Raw genomic sequence first — 18,582 nt, forward strand, 5'->3', positions numbered from 1 at the left:
GCGCGCCACCCTACCTATGCGGGACGCCGGGCCGCGCCCGGCACGGCCGCGGCGGGTTCGCCGCCCGGCTCCACCCGACAGTTGCGAGGTTGCTCCGCCCGTGTCCCCCGCCAGCGATGTCCTGCACCGTTTCCTGATCGAACGCGCCGGCGTGCGCGGGGTGCTCGTGCAATTGTCGGGCGTCTGGCGGGAAGTCGCCGGCCGCGCCGACTACCCGCCGCCGCTGCGGCGGCTGCTGGGCGAGGCGCTGGCGGCGAGCGCGCTGCTGACCGGCAACATCAAGCTGCGCGGCAGCCTGTCGCTGGAACTCAAAAGCCAGGGTGCGCTGCGCCTGCTGTTCGCCGAATGCAGCGACCAGGGTCGCCTGCGCGGATTGGCGCGCTGGGAAGGCGCGCTGGCGGAGCCGTTGGACCTGGGCGCGCTGCCGCAGGCGCTGCTGGCGATCACGATCGGCGGTACCGAGCCCGGGCAGCAGCGCTACCAGGGGCTGGTCGCGGTCGAGGCCGCGCCGTTCGCGCAGTTGCTGGAAGGCTACTTCGAGCGCTCCGAGCAGATGCCGACGCGCATCGTGCTGGCCGCGGACGGCGAGCGCGCCGCCGCGCTGATGCTGCAGCGGTTGCCGCGCGAGGGCGGCCGTGCGGCCGAGGTCGACGACGACGCCTGGGCGCGCGACGGCCACCTTACCGCCACGCTCGGCGAGGAAGAACTGCTGCGGTTGCCGGTCGAGACGCTGCTGCGCCGGCTCTACCACGAGGAGGGCGTGCGCCTGTTCCAGGCGCGGCCGTTGACGTTCGGCTGCGGCTGCTCGCGCGAACGCGTCGAGCACGTGCTGCGCGCGCTCGGCCGCGACGAGGTCGAGGCCGCGCTCGCGGCGCGCGACGGCGAGATCGAGGTGACCTGCGAGTTCTGCGCCAGCCGCTACCTGTTCGACCGCGTCGACGCCGAACGGCTGCTCAGCGCGACGCCGGCCGCGCCGGCTTCGCCGCTGTCGCACTAGCCGCGGGACGCCGGCGCAAGCGGCGCGCTCGCCGGCGTTGCCGCGCGGATCCCGCCCCCGCGAAGGCGGGGCGGGCGGTTCAGACCGCCGCCTGCGGCGACAGCCAGGCCGCGGCCGGCTGCGCCTGGCCGAACAGGAAGCCCTGCCCGAAGCCGCAGCCCATGCGTTGCAGCGCGGCGCGCTGGCCTTCCTGCTCGATGCCCTCGGCGATCGTCTGCATGCCCAGCGAACCGGCCATGGCCAGGATCGCGCGCACCACCGCGCTGCTGCCGCCCTCGCCGTCAGTGGGCAGGTCGGCGACGAACGAGCGGTCGATCTTGAGCGCCTGCATCGGGTACTGGTGCAGGTAGCTGAGCGAGGAGTAGCCGGTGCCGAAATCGTCCAGCGCCACACCGATGCCGTGCGAGCGCAGGGTCTCAAGCGTGCGCTTGACCCGCGCCGGATTCTCCAGCAGCGCGCGCTCGGTGACCTCGATGCGCACGCGCTGCGCGACGACGCCGTGCTCCGCCATCAGCCCGAGCAGGCGGCGGTCGAGGTCGACCGAACGGAAATGGCGGCCGGACAGGTTGATGCTGACGAATGCGCCGGTGGCGGTGAGCGCGGGCGTCGCCGCGAACACCTGCTCGAATACCTTCCAGTCGATCGCCTCGGCGGAACCGTTGTCCTCGGCGATGGCGAGGAAGTCGATCGGCAGCAGCAGGCCGCGCTCGGGATGGCGCCAGCGCAGCAGCGCCTCGTAGCCGACGGTGCCTGCGTCCTGCAGGCGCACGATCGGCTGGAAGTGCGGCTCGAATTCGCCGCGCGCCAGCGCGCGGCGCAGGTCGTTCTCGATTTCCAGCAGGCTGACCGCCTCGCGCCGCAGGCGCTCGTCGAACAGCGCGTAGCGCTGGCGGCCCTCGTCCTTGGCGCGGTACATCGCCGAGTCGGCGTCGCGCAGCAGTTCCTCCGGCCGGCGGTAGTGCGGCGCCGCCAGCGCGATGCCGATCGAAGTCGAGGTGAACAGCTCCTTGGCGCCGAGCCGGAACGGCGCGTTCAGCTCGTCGATGATGCGCTGCGACACCTTGCAGGCGTCCTCGGCGTCGCCGATGTCTTCCAGCAGCACGGCGAATTCGTCGCCGCCGAGGCGCGCGACCACGTCCTGCGACTTCAGGCAGGCGCGGATGCGGCCGCCGGCCTGGAACAGCAGGTCGTCGCCGATCAGGTGGCCGACCGAGTCGTTGATCACCTTGAAACGGTCGAGATCGAGGAACAGCACGGCGAACTGGCGCGCCGCGTCCTCGTGGTAGCGGCCGAGCGCGCGCTCCAGACGCTGGATCAGCAGGCTGCGGTTGGGCAGGCCGGTCAGCGAGTCGTGCAGGGTCTCGTGCTTGAGGCGGCGCTCGATGCGCTCGCGCTCGGCGATCTGCTCGCGCAGGTCGCGATTGGCCAGCGCCAGCGCGCGGGTGCGCTCGCTGACGCGCCGCTCGAGTTCGGTGTTGGCCTGCTTCAGCGATTCCGCCGCGCGCCGTCGCTCCAGCGCGTTGGCGATGTGGTAGGACACGAAGGTGAGCAGTTCCTGGTCGCGCTGGCTGTAGCGGTGTTCCTCGCTGTAGCTTTGCACCGCCAGCACGCCGACCGTGCGCTCCTCGCAGACCAGCGGCACACCCAGCCAGTACACCGACTGCGCGCCGCTTTGCACCAGCTCGCCGCTGGCGCACAGGCGCTCGATGTCGCCGGTGTGGGCGAGCAGGGCGGTGCCGTGGCGCAGCACGTATTCGGTAAGGCCGCGACCGATCCGGCGCGGCTGGCGCGATGCGTCGAACTCGTCCACCGAGTAGGGGAAGTTCAGCTCGCTCTGGTCGTCCGAGAGCAGCGCGATATAGAAGTTGCGCGCGTACAGCAGGCCGCCGATCACGCGGTGCACCGCCGCGTAGAATTCCTCGATGCTCTCGGTGGTGCCGGCCAGCTCGGCAATGCGGAACAGCGCCGCCTGCAGGCGCTCGCCGCGCTGGCGCTCCAGTACCTGCTGCTGCAGCACGCGGTTGGCCTCGCGCAGCGCCTCGGTGCGCTCGGCGACGCGGCGCTCCAGTTCCTGGTGCGCCTGGCGGCGTTCCAGCGCCGTCTGGATGTGCTGGGCGACATAGGTGAGCAGGGCCTTGTCCTGCTCGCTGTAGCGCGCCTCTTCGGTATAGCTCTGCACGACCACCACGCCGGCCACCTGCTGGCCGTGCAGCAGCGGCACGCCGAGCCAGTCCACGCAGTCGGGGCCGGTCGCGGCGAGCGGACCGTCGACCTGGGCGGCGAGCTGCTCCATCGAGCCCATCAGCGACTCGCCGCGGCGGATCACGTGCCAGGTGAGGCTGTGGCGCATCTCCTCCAGCGGGTAATCGCGGGAGGAGTCGGGCGGGTCGCGGTCGGCGATGTCGACGTAGTAGGCGAAGCGCAGGGTGTCGCGGGCCGGGTCGTGCAGCGCGATGTAGAAGTTCTCCGCGTACATCAGGCTGCCGACGATGCCGTGCAGCGCGCGCATCACCTCGCCCATCTCGCGGTCGCCGCTGGCCTGGTCGGCGATCGCGTACAGCGCGCGCTGCAGGCGTTCGGCCTGCTCCAGGCGGGCGACCGCCTCGCGCAACCGCGCCAGCTCGGCGAGGGTGCCGAGCCGCAGTCCGCCCAATCGGGCGAGCTGCGCCAGCGCGGTCAGCAGGTCCAGGCGCGGGCTCTCGCCCGGGAACGCCACGTCCAGCGCCAGCGGCAGGCCGGCGCCCAGCGCCAGGCGCAGCCGGGTGCGGCCCGCCTCGCCATGCCGGTCGAGCAGCGTGCCGGCGGGGGTTTGCGACGGCTGCGCCGGGGCGAAGTGCAGCTCGGTGTCGGGGAAGCGCGCGCGAGCGTACGCCTGACAGGCGGCCTCGACGGCGGCCTGGGTATCGACGGCCAGCAGGGCTTCGATCGTGTCCCCGGACGAGGCATCCGCCCCGCCCACGCTCGTGACCCCTGCCGAGAGTGCGGGATACGCTGGCGTCATCGATTTGTTCGCGCCGGGTGTTGGCCGGCAGTGTAGCGCCGGGGGCGGTGCCTCGCACCGACGAAGCTGTGAGCCCGCGCACGTCTCCGTCTGTTAGTAAAACGTAAAGATGCGTATAATTCGACGACGTGCTGGAACCGGCCGCCGCGGTGGCGGTCGATCATGCACAGCAATAATCATGCCCTCGACGATGTTGCGTCCTGTCCTTCCGCTGGTCCTGTTGCTGACCCTGCCCTTCGCGGCCTGGGGGCAGGCGCCCGTGGCTGCGCACGGGAAGGCGGTTCCGCTGAACCAGGTCGCCGAAGTGGCTCCGGGCGTCTACCTGCCCCTGTGGCGCTCGCCCGACGGGCGCGTGCTCGCGCTGGTCGCGGCGGGGCAGGCGCAACCCGGACCGCTGCAGCCGGCGGCGCCGCAGATCGGCAGCCCGCTGGACTACCGGCTGATCGGCGCGACGTCTTTTTTGAGCGGCGGCCTCAGGCTGGACGTCACGCCGCAGACCTACCTGCGCGCGGGAGTTTCGCAGGCGACGTGGTCGAACGCCGCCGCTGCCGGCTGCGTGCCGGCCCAGCCGGGCGTTGAACACAGCATCTGCGTGGGCGGCAACGGCCTGTCCCTGCTCGGTACCGAGCTGGGTGCCGGGTACGGCGCCGGCCGCTTCGGCCTCGACCTGTCGCTGGGGTTGACCCATACGGGAACCGCTCGCGGCGGCGCGCTGCCGCAGATCGTGCCGCAACTGCCGATCCTGGCCCCCGGACTGCCGGTGGGCGGCATCGACGGCAGCGACAGCCTGAACGCCCGCGGCCAGCTGCTTCTCGGCGACGACACGCGGTTCGATATCGGCGCGGGCGTCGGTCGCGTCCGCGTGCTGCCGCAGCTCACCCCCGGCGGCGACAGCTTCGACAGCAAGACCCTGAGTCTCGGCCTGGATCGCGGCCGCCTGAGCGGCAACATCGTCGGCCGCATGCTGGAGCCCTCGGCCGGGTCCGGCATCGCCGGCCCCGGCCAGCGCTGGACCGCGATCGACCTCGGCGTCACCCTGCGCCTGCCGTGGCAGGGCGAGCTCAGCATCGGCGCCCAGAACGTCTGGTCCTCGGGCACCCCGCCGCTGGCCGCGCCGGGCTCCAATCCATCCGACCAGACCCGCGTCCCTTACGTCCAGTACCACCAGGACCTGTAAGCGATCCGCTCGTCATTATCGCGGCCGCTTTGGCTCGCTGCCCATCCTCGGCCTGACCCGGACGGCGGTCTGTTATTGTCCGCGGCCGGACCTTTGGGGGTCCCTGGTACCAGTTTCGCGGGGACAGGACAGTTGTCGACATGACCGACCGCATTGACCGCCAGTGGCAACGCGCGCAGCGCTATCTGGCCGAACGACAGTTCGGGCCGGCGAGGGCGGCGCTGGAGTCGTTGTTGTTGCGGGATCCAACCCATCTACAGGCCCACCTGGCCGTAGGGCGGGTCGCCTGGGCCGAGGGCTCGTTGCGTGATGCAGTCCGCCACGCGCTGGACGCCGCCCGCAACACTCCGCGCGAGGCCGACCCGACGGTAGTGGTGGATGTGGTGGCGACACTTCTGCAGGTCGGAGAGGTCGTGGCCGCCCGGGATTGCCTCAACCATCCGGCATTGGCGAACCTGCGCGACGGCCAGACCCTGGTCCGCCTTGCCTTGTCGAGGCAAATGGTGAACGAGCATGCCGAGGCGCTGAGTCTCCTCGATCGTGCTGCGGCGGCAGGCGTCGACACACCGGACTTCCATTTTTATCGAGGGGTTGAATCGACCTTCAACGGTCGCATGCAGGATGCGGAGAGAGAGTTCGAAGCCTGCCTGCGCCAGGCTCCGATGTTCGGCCGTGCGGCTCTGGCATTGTCCCGGCTGCGCAAACAGACGCCCGAAAGCAATCACCTGGACGATCTCGCTGCGCGTCTCCGTGCGATCTCGGGGATGGCGCAAGGCTGGGAAGACCATGCTGCGCTCGAGTTCGCCCGCTACAAGGAACTCGAGGACCTGGGGCGCTACGAGGAGGCGTGGGAGGCGCTTGAGCGGGCCAACGCGATCATGTACGCGCAGCTTCGCTACGATGCCGAGTACGAACGCCGTCTTTTCGATCGGCTCATCGATCTGTGTACGTCCGATTTCCTGAAACCGGTCGAAGTGCAGCACGAAGGGCCGCAGCCCATCTTCATCCTCGGGATGATGAGGTCGGGTACGACGTTGCTCGATCGCATACTGAGCAATCACTCCCGCGTGACATCGGCGGGCGAGCTCGACGATTTCGGCATGCAACTGCGCTGGGCCGCGGATCATCGCTTCACGCTGGACGACCACATGCTGCAACGCCTGCCTGGCCTCGACTACGTGGAGATCGGCCGGCGCTACCTGGCACAGACCCAGTGGCGTGCCCGGGGTCGCTCGTTCTTTATCGACAAGCTGCCGCGCAACTGGATGGTCGCCGGTCTCATCCGCCGGGCGCTGCCGCAAGCGCGCATCCTTCATTTGGTGCGCGAGCCGATGGACGTGTGCTTCTCGAACTTCCGCACGCAGTTCAGCGACCGGTTCCCCTACACCTACAACCTCGACGCCTTGGCCGCCCACTATCGCCAGTACCGCCGCGTGATGGCGCACTGGCACGCAGCGATGCCCGGGCAGTTGCTGGCCGTGCCGTACGCCGACCTCGTACGCGAGCCTGAGGCGACCGCCCGCAAGGTGCTCGACTTCTGCGGACTGGAATGGGAGCCGGGCTGCGTGGACCTGACCCGCAACAAGTCGGCGGTCGCGACCCTCAGCATGGTGCAGGTACGTGAACCCATCCACGCCCGGTCATTCGGCGAGTGGAGGCACTACGAGCGGCAGCTTGAGGGCTTGAGGAGGGCCCTCGAGGCCTGATTGACGTTCACGCGCCGGTGCCGCCATGTCCGCAGCGTGGTCTAACATGCTGAAAAAAATCACATAATCTGTACTGACGGGGCTTGGGGCCGGGCGCACGGCGCCCCCTTTGTGCACTTCCCTCCGCAGTGTGAGGCCTGGTCCGCGACCACCGGCAGAAGGCAGGAGCGATGCGGGTTCACGGGGACGGATGTGAGTATTACGGCGGTATTCCCAAAGGGTTATGAAGTTGTTAGGATCGGCCCTTGCCAGGGGTTTCGGTGGGCCATCTTGTGGCCATTCCAAGGATGGACACTAGTCCCGAGCTAGTCCCGTAGCTGTGTCACAACACTGACGTTGGAGAGCGTAATGAGACTCGACGTGAACAAGCTGTCGTCGGCAGTCCGCTTGGCGCTGTCGCTGGGTGCGGTAGCCGCGGTGGGCGCCACCGGCGCCGCCTATGCGCAGGATACCGGCACGGCCGGTAATCAGCCGAACCCGCAGAAGGCCCAGGCCCTCGAAACCATCGTGGTGACCGGTTCGCACATTCGCCGTGTGGACCTGGAAACCTCCAACCCCGTGGTCGCCATCGACCACGCGCAGATCCAGCAGACCGGCAAGCTGACGCTGGGCGATATCGTGCAGAACCTGCCGGTCGTGAGCGGCCCGGCTGTCAACCCGCAGGTCAACAACAGCGGTGGCAGCGGTTCGAGCATCGTCGGCCTGCGCGGCCTGGGCTTCCGTCGCACCCTGGTGCTGGTCGACGGCCAGCGCACCATCAGCAAGGACCTGAACTCGATCCCGGCCACCGCGGTCGAGCGCATCGAAGTCCTGACCGACGGCGCATCCGCGGTGTACGGCTCGGACGCGATCGGCGGCGTCATCAACATCATCCTGCGCAAGAACTACCAGGGCGCCGAGTTCTCCGCCGACTACGGCATCTCCGACCACAACGACGGCGAGCGCAAGGGCTACCACTTCATCTTCGGCCAGACGTCCGACAAGGGCAGCATCATGGCCGGCATCGACTACAACAAGACGGAGAGCGTGCTGTCCGCCAACCGCAAGTTCGCCGAGAACGCGGTGACGCTGTACGGCACCAACGGCGCCGGTCCGTCCGCGCCGCAGCCGCCGACGGGGTACGTGGGTGGTTCCAGCTTCCCGCCGTACCTCAACATCCAGCTGCCGACCGCGGCCCAGGCCGCGGCCGCCGGCCTCCCCGACCTTCGCGCGCAGTATGGCTGCAGCCGCGTTGCCTTGAACCAGGGTGCCAGCGGGCAGAACGCTGCCACTGACTACCACTGCTTCGGTTCCTCGGACAAGTACAACTACGCCACGGTCAACCTGATCATGACGCCGCAGGAGCGCACCAACCTGTTCGTCAATGGCACCTATCACCTGACCGACAACATCGACGCCTACATGGCGGCGTACCACAACAAGACCAGCGCTGGCTTCCAGCTCGCGCCGGCGCTGCTGGGCACGCTGTACGGTGCGGTGATCTCCAAGGACAACATGTACAACCCGTTCGGCGTCGACTTCGCCGCCGGCACGGGCAACGACTACCGCGCACGCCTGGTGTCGGCGGGCAACCGCGCCGCCCGCACCAACAACGCCATCGACCAGACCAATGCGGGCTTCAGGGGCAACCTGAACCTGTTCGATCAGGACTGGACCTGGGACGTCGGCTACAACTACGGCCACACGTCCACGGTCATCACCACCCTGGGTCTGCCCAACGTCGACGAGCTGAACACGGCGATGGGCCCGTCGATGCTCGATCCGGCCACCGGCTCGCCCATCTGCGTGGGCACCGCGGGCGACGCCAGCACGAAGATCGATGGTTGCACGCCGTTCAATCCGTTCAACCTGTTCGATCCGCAGTCCGTCGCGACCCTGCAGAGCATCGCCTCGCCGGCGCTGAGCAACTACTACAGCATCGAGCGCACCTGGCACGCCGACGTCAGCGGCGGCGTGTTCAACCTGCCGGCGGGCACCGCCCAGTTGGCGGGCGGCGTCTCCTATCGCAAGGAGTACACCCACAGCGTCATCGACCCGGTGCTGCTGATCAATCCGGCTACCGGCAACTGCACGCTGGGCAGCCAGTGCAGCTCCTCGCTGCAGGGCGGCTACAACGTGAAGGAGGCGTACGCCGAGCTGTTCGTGCCGATCCTGAAGGATCTGCCGTTCGCGCGCTCCCTGAACGTGACGGTGGGCGACCGCTACTCCAAGTACAGCACCTTCGGCAGCACCAGCAACACGAAGTTCGCTGTGGAATGGCGCCCGATCGACGACCTGCTGCTGCGCGGCACGGTTTCCAAGGTGTTCCGCGCCCCGACCGTGGGTGACGTGTTCGGCAACCCGATCAGCGATGCGCCCAAGCTGAGCACCGACCCGTGCGACCACATCACCGTCGCCAACCCGGCGTGCGTGGGCGTGCCGACGGACGGTTCGTTCGTCAACACCGACGTCTCCCTGGGTCAGCAGATCAAGGGCATTTCCTCGGGTTCCCAGTACGCCAACTTCCCGCTGGGCCCGGAGCAGGGCAAGTCGTTCGACTTCGGCTTCGTCTATTCGCCGAGCTGGGTGCAGGGGCTGTCGTTCAGCGCCGACGTGTGGCGCGTGTATCTGAACAACACCATCACCTCGATCGGTGCGCAGAACGTGCTGAACCTGTGCTTCGCCGGCCAGACCCAGTACTGCTCGCTGATCTCGCGCAACCCGGCGGGCAGCACCGCTCCGGGCCAGATCACCCAGATCATCGAGCCGACCGGCAACCTGGGCCGCACCGACGTTCGCGGTGTGGACATGTCGCTGCGCTACAGGCTGCCGGAGTTCGCGTTCGGCCAGTTCAACGTCGGCCTCGACGCGACCTACATGGGTCAGTACGACATGCAGACCGCGCCGGGTACGCCGGCCAACGCGGTCCTGCATGGCGCCGGCCACTTCGGCACGTTCGGCTCGCCGCTGGCATCGGCCTGCCCGTCGGGTAACGGCGGCGTCTGTCTGTTCCCGCGCTGGCGCGCACAGACCTTCGTCAACTGGCAGCTGAGCTCGTGGGACGCTTCCTGGCGGATGCGCTACATCGGCAAGTTCCGCATGGGCTCGCCGTCGCCGTCGCAGGACGTGTTCCCGGCCGGTACCTGCTACTACGGGGACTACTGCACGATCCACGGCATGTATATCGACTACGGCGCGACCGTGTACAACGACTTCCAGGTCGGCTACAACATCGAGGCGATCAATACGCGCATCGATGTGGGTATCGACAACGCGTTCGACAAGCAGCCGCCGTTCGTGTACGCCAACAACTCGCTCAACGCCAATACCGATCCGAGCGACTTCGATCTGATGGGCCGCTACTACTGGGCTCGCGTGACGGTCAAGTTCTGATCGGAAACGTTCAGGCACAGAGTGGTTTGACCTTGACGAGCCGCGCGAGTCTCTCGCGCGGCTCTTTTTTTTTGATGACGACGATGCCATCCATCCAGACGATCATCGCGGCACTGCAGGGCGGCCGGCCGGCCGAGGCTGAACGACTGTGCCGGGAGCGGCTTGCCGCGCAGCCGCACGACCAGGACGCGCTGTTCTCGCTGGCCATGAGCCAACAGTTCCAGGGCAAGCTCGAGGAAGCGGCCGAGAGCCACCGGCGCCTCACTGAACTGGTTCCGGAGAGCAGCGTGCACTGGGGCAACTACGCGACCATCCTGCACGCGTTGGGACGGCTGGACGAGGCGCAGGCCGCCTACGCGACGGCGGTGCGGCTGGATCCGCGCAATCCCGACCCCCGCATCAATTTCGGCCTCCTGCTCATCCAGCGCCAGGACTATCGGGCGGCACGCGAGATGCTTCTGGACGCATTCGAGATCGATCAGAACCTGCCGCTGGCGCGCATTCATGCGGCCCGCGCCTGTTGCCACTGCCAGGATTTCCACGGAGCGGAAGACCTGCTGAAGCCTTGGCGCAACTGGTTGCCGCTGCGCGACGACGCGCTGCAGATGGAGCTGTCCCGGCTGTTGCTGCTGCTCGCCGACGCCGAAGGCGCACGCGGTCTGCTGGAGGACATCGTGCGACGCAACCCCGCGCACCTCGAAGCCAAGGTGCAGCTCGCGAAAGTCGATGAAAGACTGAATCGGCTGGCGGAGGCGGAAGCCCTGCTCGGCTCGATCGCACAGGACGGCCTGCCGGAACAGGCGCGCCGCGAGGTGGCGCACGTGCGAGCCATCCTCGCGATGCGCAAGGGAGACGCGGCGACGGCACGGTCCCTGCTGGAACAGTCGGGGCCCATGCACGACATGGATTTCGGGCACTACTACGAGCTCGCGAAGGTATACGACAAACTCGGCGACACCGAACAGGCACTGCGCGCGCTGCGCAGTGCGCATGCCCTGCAGGTCGAGGAACTGAAACTCTCCTCGCCAAGGAAATTCGAACCCGACGCGCTTCCCTTGCCCGCGGCGACGCTGCACGTCAGTGCGGAGGACTATCGCCGCTGGCCCGAGCTGATAGCGCCGGACAGCCGTCATTCGCCGGTATTCATCGTCGGCTTCCCGCGTTCCGGCACGACCTTGCTCGAGCAGATGCTGGACGCCCACCCCGCATTGCAGTCGATGGACGAAAATCCGTTCTTCGACAGGCTGGCCGGTACACTGCGCCGGCACGACGAACGCATCCTCGACGATTTGAGCGTATTGCGGCAGCTGGATTGCGATGAGCTGCGCAAGCGTTACCTGATCATGGCATGCGAGAAGGTGCCCCGGCGCTGGGATGCGCAGCTGGTCGACAAGAACCCGTTCAACATGCTGTGGCTGCCGATGATCTACCGCCTTTTCCCGAAGGCCAAGTTCATCGTTGCGCTGCGACACCCGTGCGACGTGGTCCTGAGCTGCTACATGCAGAACTTCCGTTCCAGCATCCTCGGCGCTGCGAGCGAAACGCTCGAGCGCCTCGCCGCGGCCTATGTGCAAGCCATGCGCGGCTGGCTGCACCACGTCGACGTGTTCAAGCCGCAGGTGCTGCTCTCGCGCTATGAGGACCTGGTTGCCGACTTCCCGCGGCAGACCCGGCGCATCGCCGACTTCCTCGAGCTCGAGGATGCTTCGCCGATGATGAAGTTCGACCAGCGGGCACGCGAGAAGGGCTACATCGCCACGCCGAGCTACACGCAGGTCATCGAGCCGGTCAATACCAAGGGCGTGAACCGCTGGCTGCGGTACCGCCGGGAATTCGAGCCGGTGCTGCCGATCCTGGAGCCCATGCTCGAGCACTGGGGATATTCGACCGCCGCGAGCAACTGACGGCGCGGCGTCGCGCCGATTGTGGCGACTAGGCAGGGAACTTCAACAGCTCCGGCACATACGGAGCATAGTTTCGCCAGCGCTCCACCGATCGGGTGTAGACCGGTTGACGCGCCTGCCACAGGCTGGCGGTGCTGATGGTGCTCGCGGGCTTGTCCGGCGCCATGGTTGCATCGGCCGCCGGCAAGCCCAGCCAGGCAGCCGCGTCGGCGATGGTGGACTTCGGGTCGGCTACGAGTTGCTCGTAGTGCACGGTGTATATGGATGCCGCGTACCACTTGCGCCAGTGCGTCATCAGCCGGTCGCAGTCGCGCATGACCACCGCCATGTCGGCGAAATCGTAGGCGTAGCCCTGCACTTCCTCGGTGAACGACTGCATCCAAAGGGACAGCGCCGTGTCCCGCTCGCTACGCCGGGTATGGATGATCCTGGCATTGGGCCACAGCGCGAGCATCAGGCCCACATAGCGGAAATTGAGCGGTTGCTTGTCGATGAACCAGCGAGCTTCGGAGTCGTCCTGGCGAGCCTGCGCCACATAGGTCGCCGCGGCGCGTTCGAGCTCGGCGCGGCTCGGGTCGCCGGCGAGCGTGGACTGCTGCGCCAGCGTGGCCAGCCAGGGAAGCTCGCCGCGATTGCAGACCCCGGGGTAGCGCGACAGCAGTTCGGCCACCAGCGTGGTGCCGGAGCGCGGCATGCCGACCACGAACACAGGCACGAAATCGTGTGATGGACCGAGCCGGTGCGAGTAGGGATGCGCGGCGAGCCTTGCTTCCACGGCACGTCGCCAGGGCTTGCGCGTCCACTTCGTCAGCGCGTGCGCGAGCGCGTTGGCTTGCCGGAAGTAGCGGGCTGCCTGTGCGTAGTCGCCGACATCGTCGTGCGCCTTGCCCAGCGCAAACAACAGCGAAGCGCGGGCCTTGTCGCTGAGGTCGGTGCGCAACAGGCATTCGCCGAACAGGTGGAAGTCCGGGTGCGCGTCGCTGGCATAGCGTTGCGCGGAGGCCATTCCGTACGGTACGTGCCATTCGCAGGCCTGCGGGCTGTGCTCCAACGCGAAGATGTAGCGTTGCCGCGCGCGTTCGAATTCGCCGAGCTGGACCTCCAGCATGCCCGCGTAGGCATACAGGCGAGGATCGTGCGGGCTTACCGCGATCGCGTGCTCGGCAATAGCGGCCGCATCCTGCTTGCGCCCGCAATCGTCGAGCAATTCGATTGCCTGGATCGCCAGCTCGGTATCGTGCCGACCGTGCTCGAAGCATGCCCGCATCACCGCGGCGGCGGCGCTCATGCGGCCCTCGTCCTTGAGCATGCGCGCCAGCGCAAACGCAGCGCCGGCGTCGTCCGGGTGCTGCGTCAGCAGCTCGCGCAGGACGGGTTCGGCCTGCGTGCCGCGCTGCGTCTGCAGGTAGATGCCGGCCAGCACGCGCCGCAATTCGACCGATTGCGGGTACTCGCCCAACGCGCCGGCCAGCAGCGCTTCCGCGCCATCGCGGTCATCGCGCAGGACCAGCTGGCGTGCGCAGTCCAGCCAGTCCTGCTCGGCCGCGCCGGCAAGCGCTGCGAGCAGCGCGGCGCGCGCGGCCTGCGCGGAGTCGCGCTGCACGCGCACGGCGTAGTCGGCCAGGACGCGCGTGCTGCGACTGTTCGATGGTGCCGGGGTGGAATGGTAATCGGTCATGGATCGCAATCCTTGCTGTCAGGCCCGGAATGGCGGCAGGTCCAGCGCGGCACGCAGCGGGTCGAGCAGGGCACCGTAGCGCGGCGTGCGCGCCGTGTCGGCGCGCAGCGGCTGGCGTACCTGGGTTGCGCTGGGCGAGCGCACGTCGCGCTTGGTTTCGTGGAATCGCACGCAAGCCTCCTCGAACGGCAGCCCGCAGAATTCCAGCAGCGCACGAATGCAACCCGGAGGGTCGGCGATCAATTCTTCGTAGATGTGCAAGCGCACGTTCGACGGATGCTGTTCCGCCCAGTGACGCGTGCTGCGATCGAAGTCCCGCCAGTAGGAAGCGAGATCTGGGAACGTGCGCGAATATTCGTTGCCGGCCAGGTGCTGCCGGTAGCAGGAGAAACAGGTTTCCAGTCGATCGCGGTGACAGGCAACGATATGCGCGCCTGGCAGCATGGCGCGGATCGCGCCGATGTAGATCCAGTTGTTGGGCAGCTTGTCGGTGAAGACCGGGCGCCGATCACGCCAATGCGCGGTGCGTTCCAGATAGCGCCGACCGAGCCGCTCCCAGTCGGCCGATTGCATGGCACCGACCCAATGCGGGAACGGCATGCGGCGGCGATGCGATTCCTCGGCGATCACCAGCGGCAGGTCGGGCAGCTCGCCGGCGCCCTCGACCTGCGAGTGCGAAGCGAGGATCTGTTCGACCAGGGTCGAGCCCGAGCGCGGCAGGCTGACGATGAAGATCGCCTCGCGGCCGAGGTCTGCGGTGGATGCGGTGTCCGGCGGTGGCGTGAAAGCGGCGTCGATCGCTGCCACGGCCGCGGAAAACGCCGACGCCTGCCATGGCTGTCGGCGCAGTGCGATCTCCTTGGCCTGCGCCAGCGCGGCCAGCGCCTCGGCGTAGCGGCCGGCGGCGTCCAGCGCGCTGGCCAACGCGTAGCCCGTCGCGGTGCGGTCGTCATCGCTGGCGCGCGGGTCGCGCAATGCTGCGTGCATGCGTTCGATATCGTCCGTACCCAGTTGCGATGTCCTGAGATCGGCCAGCCCCCACCACGCCATACCCACCCATGGCCGTTCGGCGAGTACCTTGCGGTACTCGGCGGCCGCTTCTCCGGCGCAGCCGCCGACGCGCAGCATGTCGGCCAGTTGCGTGCGTGCGAGCATGTGATCGGGCGCCAGCGCGACGGCGCGCTTCAACGCATCGGCGGCTTCGTCGAAGCGGACGCTTCGTATCAGCATCACGCCGAGGTTGTACCAGCCGATGGCCAGGTCCGGCTGCAGGGTGCAGGCCTGTCGCAGGGCGGCGACCGCGGCGTCGAACTCGCCGGCGGCTGCAAGCGTCGTGCCCATGGTGTTGTGATAGAGGGCGTCCTGCGGGCGCTGCGCAGCGGCGCGCTGCATCGCACGGATCGCCTGTGCGTGCTCGCCGCGCAGGCTCAGGATGCCGGCGTGCAGGCGCAGGACCTCGGGGTGGTCCGGGTTTAGCGCCAGCGCGTCGGCAAGATGGCGGCCGGCTTCATCCGCCCGCCCCGCGTCGAGCGCCTGTGCGGCCGCTACGACGTGCTGCACGGACAATGGGCTCAATCCCTGCAACCGCGGAACCATGCCTGTCTCCATCGATGCTCGTGCTGAGGGGATTCGACCGGCGGTCGGTCGGCGACCCATTGCGCGGACGGTACGAAGGTGATGCCAGGCAATGCGAACCGACGCCCGATGTCCGGATAGGCCATTCGGACGATGAGTTTGGCGGATTCGTGCGCGGCTGTCTCCCCCGCTGCCGCCAGCCGGCGATGCGGAAGATCGAAACCTTGCCGTCGCGCATGCCGGGCCGGTGTTCCTGCGAGTCGCCTCGCCGCACGGGACCGGCCTCGTCGAAATGCCAGCTTCAGCCGCCGCCCTTGCGGATGCGGATATCGCCGCTGAAGGTCTCCACCGTCACGCGGCCCTGGCCGGCGCCGACGCGGGCGTCGAGGTGCGTGCCGGGGCCGTGCTCGGGGCGCTGGGTGCTGCCGAAGTCGCTCTGCAGGCTGCCGCTGAAGGTTTCCGCGCTGAGCTGCGCGGACAGGTCCGCCGGCAAGTCGAGGCGCACGTCGCCGCTCATCGTCTCGACGTGCAGGTTGCCGCCCGCGGCGAGGCCGACGCCGAGCGCGATATCGCCGGAGACCGTGCTGACCTCGCCGCTTTGCAGCGGACCGCCGCCGACGCGGATACCGCCGGACACCGTCTGCACCTCGGCGAAGCCGGTCACGGACGGGATCACCACGTTGCCGCTGACGGTTTCGACGTTGGCCTTCTGCACCGGCGCGCCCAGCTCGACGTCGCCGCTGACGCTGTCGACGCTGACCGCGGGGCTGCGCGCGTCCAGGCGCACGCGGCCGCTGACCGTGTTGACCTCGACCGCGCCGCCGGCGAGCCCGCTGACGCCGATCGGCGCGCTGACCACGTCGACCTTGAGCGCGACGCCGCGCGGCACGCGCACGTCGAGGTCGGTCGGCCCCATGCGGCTGTCGCTGCCCCAACTGAACCAGCCGGACTTTTCCGGACCCTCGACCTTGATGCGCAGATCATGCGCGTCGCCCTCGACGGCCAGGCGCTTCGCGCCCTCGCCGAGCGTACCGGTGATCTGCACCTGGTTGCGTTCCCAGGCGGTGACTTTCACCTCGCCCTTGACGTTGCTGATGCTGATGCGGGCGTCGGCGGCGACGTTGCGCAGCTCGTTGATCGGCGTGCCGGACGCCAGCGCCGCCGCCGCGTAGCCGGCGAGGGCGAAGGCCAGGATCGAAGTGGATTTCATCGTCGGTCTCCTCGTCAGCCGGCGCTGCGCTCGAGGCGCTGCAGGCGGGCCTGCTGACGCTCGGTGCGGTCGATCAGATGGTGCAGGAAGGCGGCCCGGGGCGACTCGTCCAGGGCCTGGCGCAGTTCGTAGCGTGCCGCGTCCAGCTCGATCGCCGCGCCGGCGAGGCGCGGATCGCGTGGGTTCCATCGTGGAGTTTCGTGCGCCACCTGCGCGGTCGGCGCCTGCGCCTGCAGCAGGCGCGCACCGATGCCGCCGACGACCAGCACGGCGGCCGCGCTGGCCGCGGCCAGCAGCAGGCGCGGCGAAGGCCGGCGCCGCGGCGGCATCGCCGAGATGCGCGCGGCGATCGCCGGCCACAGGTCGCGCCCGGGTTCGGCCGGCGCGTCCAGCGCGCGCGTCTGCCTGAGCCATTCGAACTCGTTCATGTCCGTTCTCCCAGCGCGCGCTTGACCAGGTTGCGCGCGCGGTGCAGTTGCGCTTTCGAGGAGCCGACCGCCATGCCCAGCTCGGCGGCGATTTCCTCGTGCTTCCAGCCTTCGACGTCGTGCAGCACCAGCACCGCGCGCGCGCGCGGCGGCAGGGCGCCGATCGCGCGTTCCAGCTCGGCGCGCTCGACCGGGCAGAACGGGTGCTGCGGCTGCTCGGGCAGGTCCTCGCCGCCGCCCGCGGCCTCGACCGGGTCGCTGCGCTGCGCGCGCAGGTCCATCAGCGCCACGTTCACGGCGAGGCGGTACAGCCACGTGCCGAACGCGCTCTCGTGGCGGAAGCCGGCCAGCTTCTGCCAAGCGCGCACGAACGCCTCCTGCGCCAGCTCCTCGGCGCGCGCGTGGTCGTAACCGACCAGGCGCAGCAGCGCGCCATGCACGCGGCCGACGTGGCGCCGATACAGCGCTTCGAACGCACGCACGTCGCCGCGCGCGGCGGCTTGCGCGAGTTCGGCGTCCGCGGGCTCCGGGCGGAGCGCTGGCTGCATGGGCGTCACGAGGGCAAGGCAGGCACCGTCCATCTTGCCAGCTTGGATGCGCCGCAGGCGGCGGCGGTTTAAGCCGGACCCGCGGGAGCGGCGGTCGATGGGGCGCCGGCCATGCCGGGCGTGGCCGCGCCGCGGACGGCGGCTTCGCACACGGTGGCGAAGTGGATGTCGACGATGTCCTCGACGTCCTCGGCGTAGCCGCCGCCCATCGTGACCGCGCAGGGGAGGCCGGCGCGGGCCAGCAGGTCGAACACCTGGCGGTCGCGCTGGCGCAGGCCGGCCTTGCTGAGCAGCATGTGGCCGAGCGTGTCGCCAGCGAACGGGTCGGCGCCGGCGAGGTAGATCGCGGCGTCGGCCTGCGCGCGCGCGATGGCCTCGGGCAGGTGCCGCGCCAGCAGGTCGAGGTAGCGGCGGTCGTCGCAGCCTTCCGGCACGGCCACGTCGAGGTCGCCGGGCTCCTTCAGTGCCGGGTAGTTGCGCGCGTCGTGCATGGAGAACGCGAATACGCCGGGGTCGCCGCGCGCCAGCGCCGCGGTGCCGTTGCCCTGGTGCACGTCGAGATCGACGACCAGCACGCGCCGCGCCAGGCGGAGCGCCCGTACGTGGCGCGCGGCCACCACGGCGTCGTTGAACACGCAGTAGCCGCGGCCATGGTCGGCGTGCGCATGGTGGGTGCCGCCGGCGAGGTTGACCGCGATGCGCTCGCCGCGCAGCGCGGCTTCCAGTGCGGCCATCGTGCCGCCCACCGAGCGGCGCGCGCGCTCGACCATCGCCGGCGACCACGGGAAGCCGAGCCGGCGCTGCTCGGTCGGCGTCAGCGCGCCGGCGTCGAGGCGCGCCAGGTAGCCGGCGGTGTGCACGCGCAGCAGCGCGGCGTCGTCGGCTGCCGCGGGTTCGCGCAGCTCGATGCCGAGCGCGGCGGCGCGCCCGGCCACGCGCTCGAACAGCCGCCGGTACTTGGCCATCGGGAAACGATGGCCGGCGGG

Annotated in this window: 12 protein-coding genes; 5 read left to right on the forward strand and 7 right to left on the reverse strand. The window is 69.1% G+C overall.

Annotation, left to right across the window (positions count from 1 at the left end; all coding sequences use genetic code 11):
* Nucleotides 1-100: 100 nt before the first annotated feature.
* Nucleotides 101-997: an Hsp33 family molecular chaperone HslO gene (locus ABFC67_RS01180; RefSeq protein WP_346736204.1), complete on the forward strand. Its 897-nt coding sequence runs from the start codon at nucleotides 101-103 to the stop codon at nucleotides 995-997.
* 79 nt (nucleotides 998-1,076) lie between these two features.
* On the opposite strand, the gene ABFC67_RS01185 is transcribed toward ABFC67_RS01180, so the two are convergent.
* Nucleotides 1,077-3,956, reverse strand: coding sequence for an EAL domain-containing protein (locus tag ABFC67_RS01185; protein WP_346736205.1), 2,880 nt, complete (start codon nucleotides 3,954-3,956; stop codon nucleotides 1,077-1,079).
* Between the two features lie 220 nt (nucleotides 3,957-4,176).
* Here ABFC67_RS01185 and ABFC67_RS01190 point away from each other — a divergent pair, with 220 nt between their 5' ends.
* The 4 genes from ABFC67_RS01190 to ABFC67_RS01205 all read left to right on the forward strand — a co-directional run bounded on the left by ABFC67_RS01190 (nucleotide 4,177) and on the right by ABFC67_RS01205 (nucleotide 12,157).
* Nucleotides 4,177-5,175 carry a hypothetical protein gene (locus tag ABFC67_RS01190; protein WP_346736206.1) on the forward strand — a complete coding sequence of 333 codons (999 nt, stop codon included), beginning with the start codon at nucleotides 4,177-4,179 and terminating at the stop codon, nucleotides 5,173-5,175.
* A gap of 140 nt (nucleotides 5,176-5,315) precedes the next feature.
* Nucleotides 5,316-6,881, forward strand: a complete 1,566-nt coding sequence (locus ABFC67_RS01195; protein ID WP_346736207.1) for a sulfotransferase — start codon at nucleotides 5,316-5,318, stop codon at nucleotides 6,879-6,881.
* Nucleotides 6,882-7,229: 348 nt separating this feature from the next.
* A complete protein-coding gene (locus tag ABFC67_RS01200; protein WP_346736208.1) occupies nucleotides 7,230-10,253 on the forward strand; it encodes a TonB-dependent receptor in 3,024 nt (1,007 codons plus the stop codon).
* 83 nt (nucleotides 10,254-10,336) lie between these two features.
* Complete coding sequence (locus ABFC67_RS01205; RefSeq protein WP_346736209.1) at nucleotides 10,337-12,157, forward strand: sulfotransferase; 1,821 nt, start codon at nucleotides 10,337-10,339, stop codon at nucleotides 12,155-12,157.
* Nucleotides 12,158-12,185: 28 nt separating this feature from the next.
* Here the strand turns inward: ABFC67_RS01205 and ABFC67_RS01210 are convergent, their stop codons facing one another.
* From ABFC67_RS01210 to ABFC67_RS01235, 6 genes are all read right to left on the reverse strand, one after another.
* Nucleotides 12,186-13,766: a sulfotransferase gene (locus ABFC67_RS01210; protein WP_346736210.1), complete on the reverse strand. Its 1,581-nt coding sequence runs from the start codon at nucleotides 13,764-13,766 to the stop codon at nucleotides 12,186-12,188.
* Nucleotides 13,767-13,853: 87 nt separating this feature from the next.
* Nucleotides 13,854-15,491 carry a sulfotransferase gene (locus ABFC67_RS01215; protein ID WP_346736211.1) on the reverse strand — a complete coding sequence of 546 codons (1,638 nt, stop codon included), beginning with the start codon at nucleotides 15,489-15,491 and terminating at the stop codon, nucleotides 13,854-13,856.
* Between the two features lie 220 nt (nucleotides 15,492-15,711).
* The gene (locus tag ABFC67_RS01220; RefSeq protein WP_346736212.1) at nucleotides 15,712-16,620 is read right to left on the reverse strand and encodes a DUF4097 family beta strand repeat-containing protein; all 909 of its coding nucleotides are present in this window, start codon (nucleotides 16,618-16,620) and stop codon (nucleotides 15,712-15,714) included.
* Nucleotides 16,621-16,634: 14 nt separating this feature from the next.
* The gene (locus tag ABFC67_RS01225; protein WP_346736213.1) at nucleotides 16,635-17,048 is read right to left on the reverse strand and encodes a hypothetical protein; all 414 of its coding nucleotides are present in this window, start codon (nucleotides 17,046-17,048) and stop codon (nucleotides 16,635-16,637) included.
* A complete protein-coding gene (locus tag ABFC67_RS01230) occupies nucleotides 17,045-17,596 on the reverse strand; it encodes a sigma-70 family RNA polymerase sigma factor (protein WP_346736214.1) in 552 nt (183 codons plus the stop codon). Before ABFC67_RS01230 ends, ABFC67_RS01225 begins: the two co-directional genes overlap by 4 nt.
* Nucleotides 17,597-17,664: 68 nt before the next feature.
* Nucleotides 17,665-18,582, reverse strand: a 918-nt coding sequence (locus ABFC67_RS01235) for a histone deacetylase (protein ID WP_346736215.1), incomplete at its 5' end; no start/stop codon positions are given.

The organism is Mizugakiibacter sp. (assembly GCF_039680435.1).
Taxonomy (GTDB): Bacteria; Pseudomonadota; Gammaproteobacteria; order Xanthomonadales; family Rhodanobacteraceae; genus Mizugakiibacter.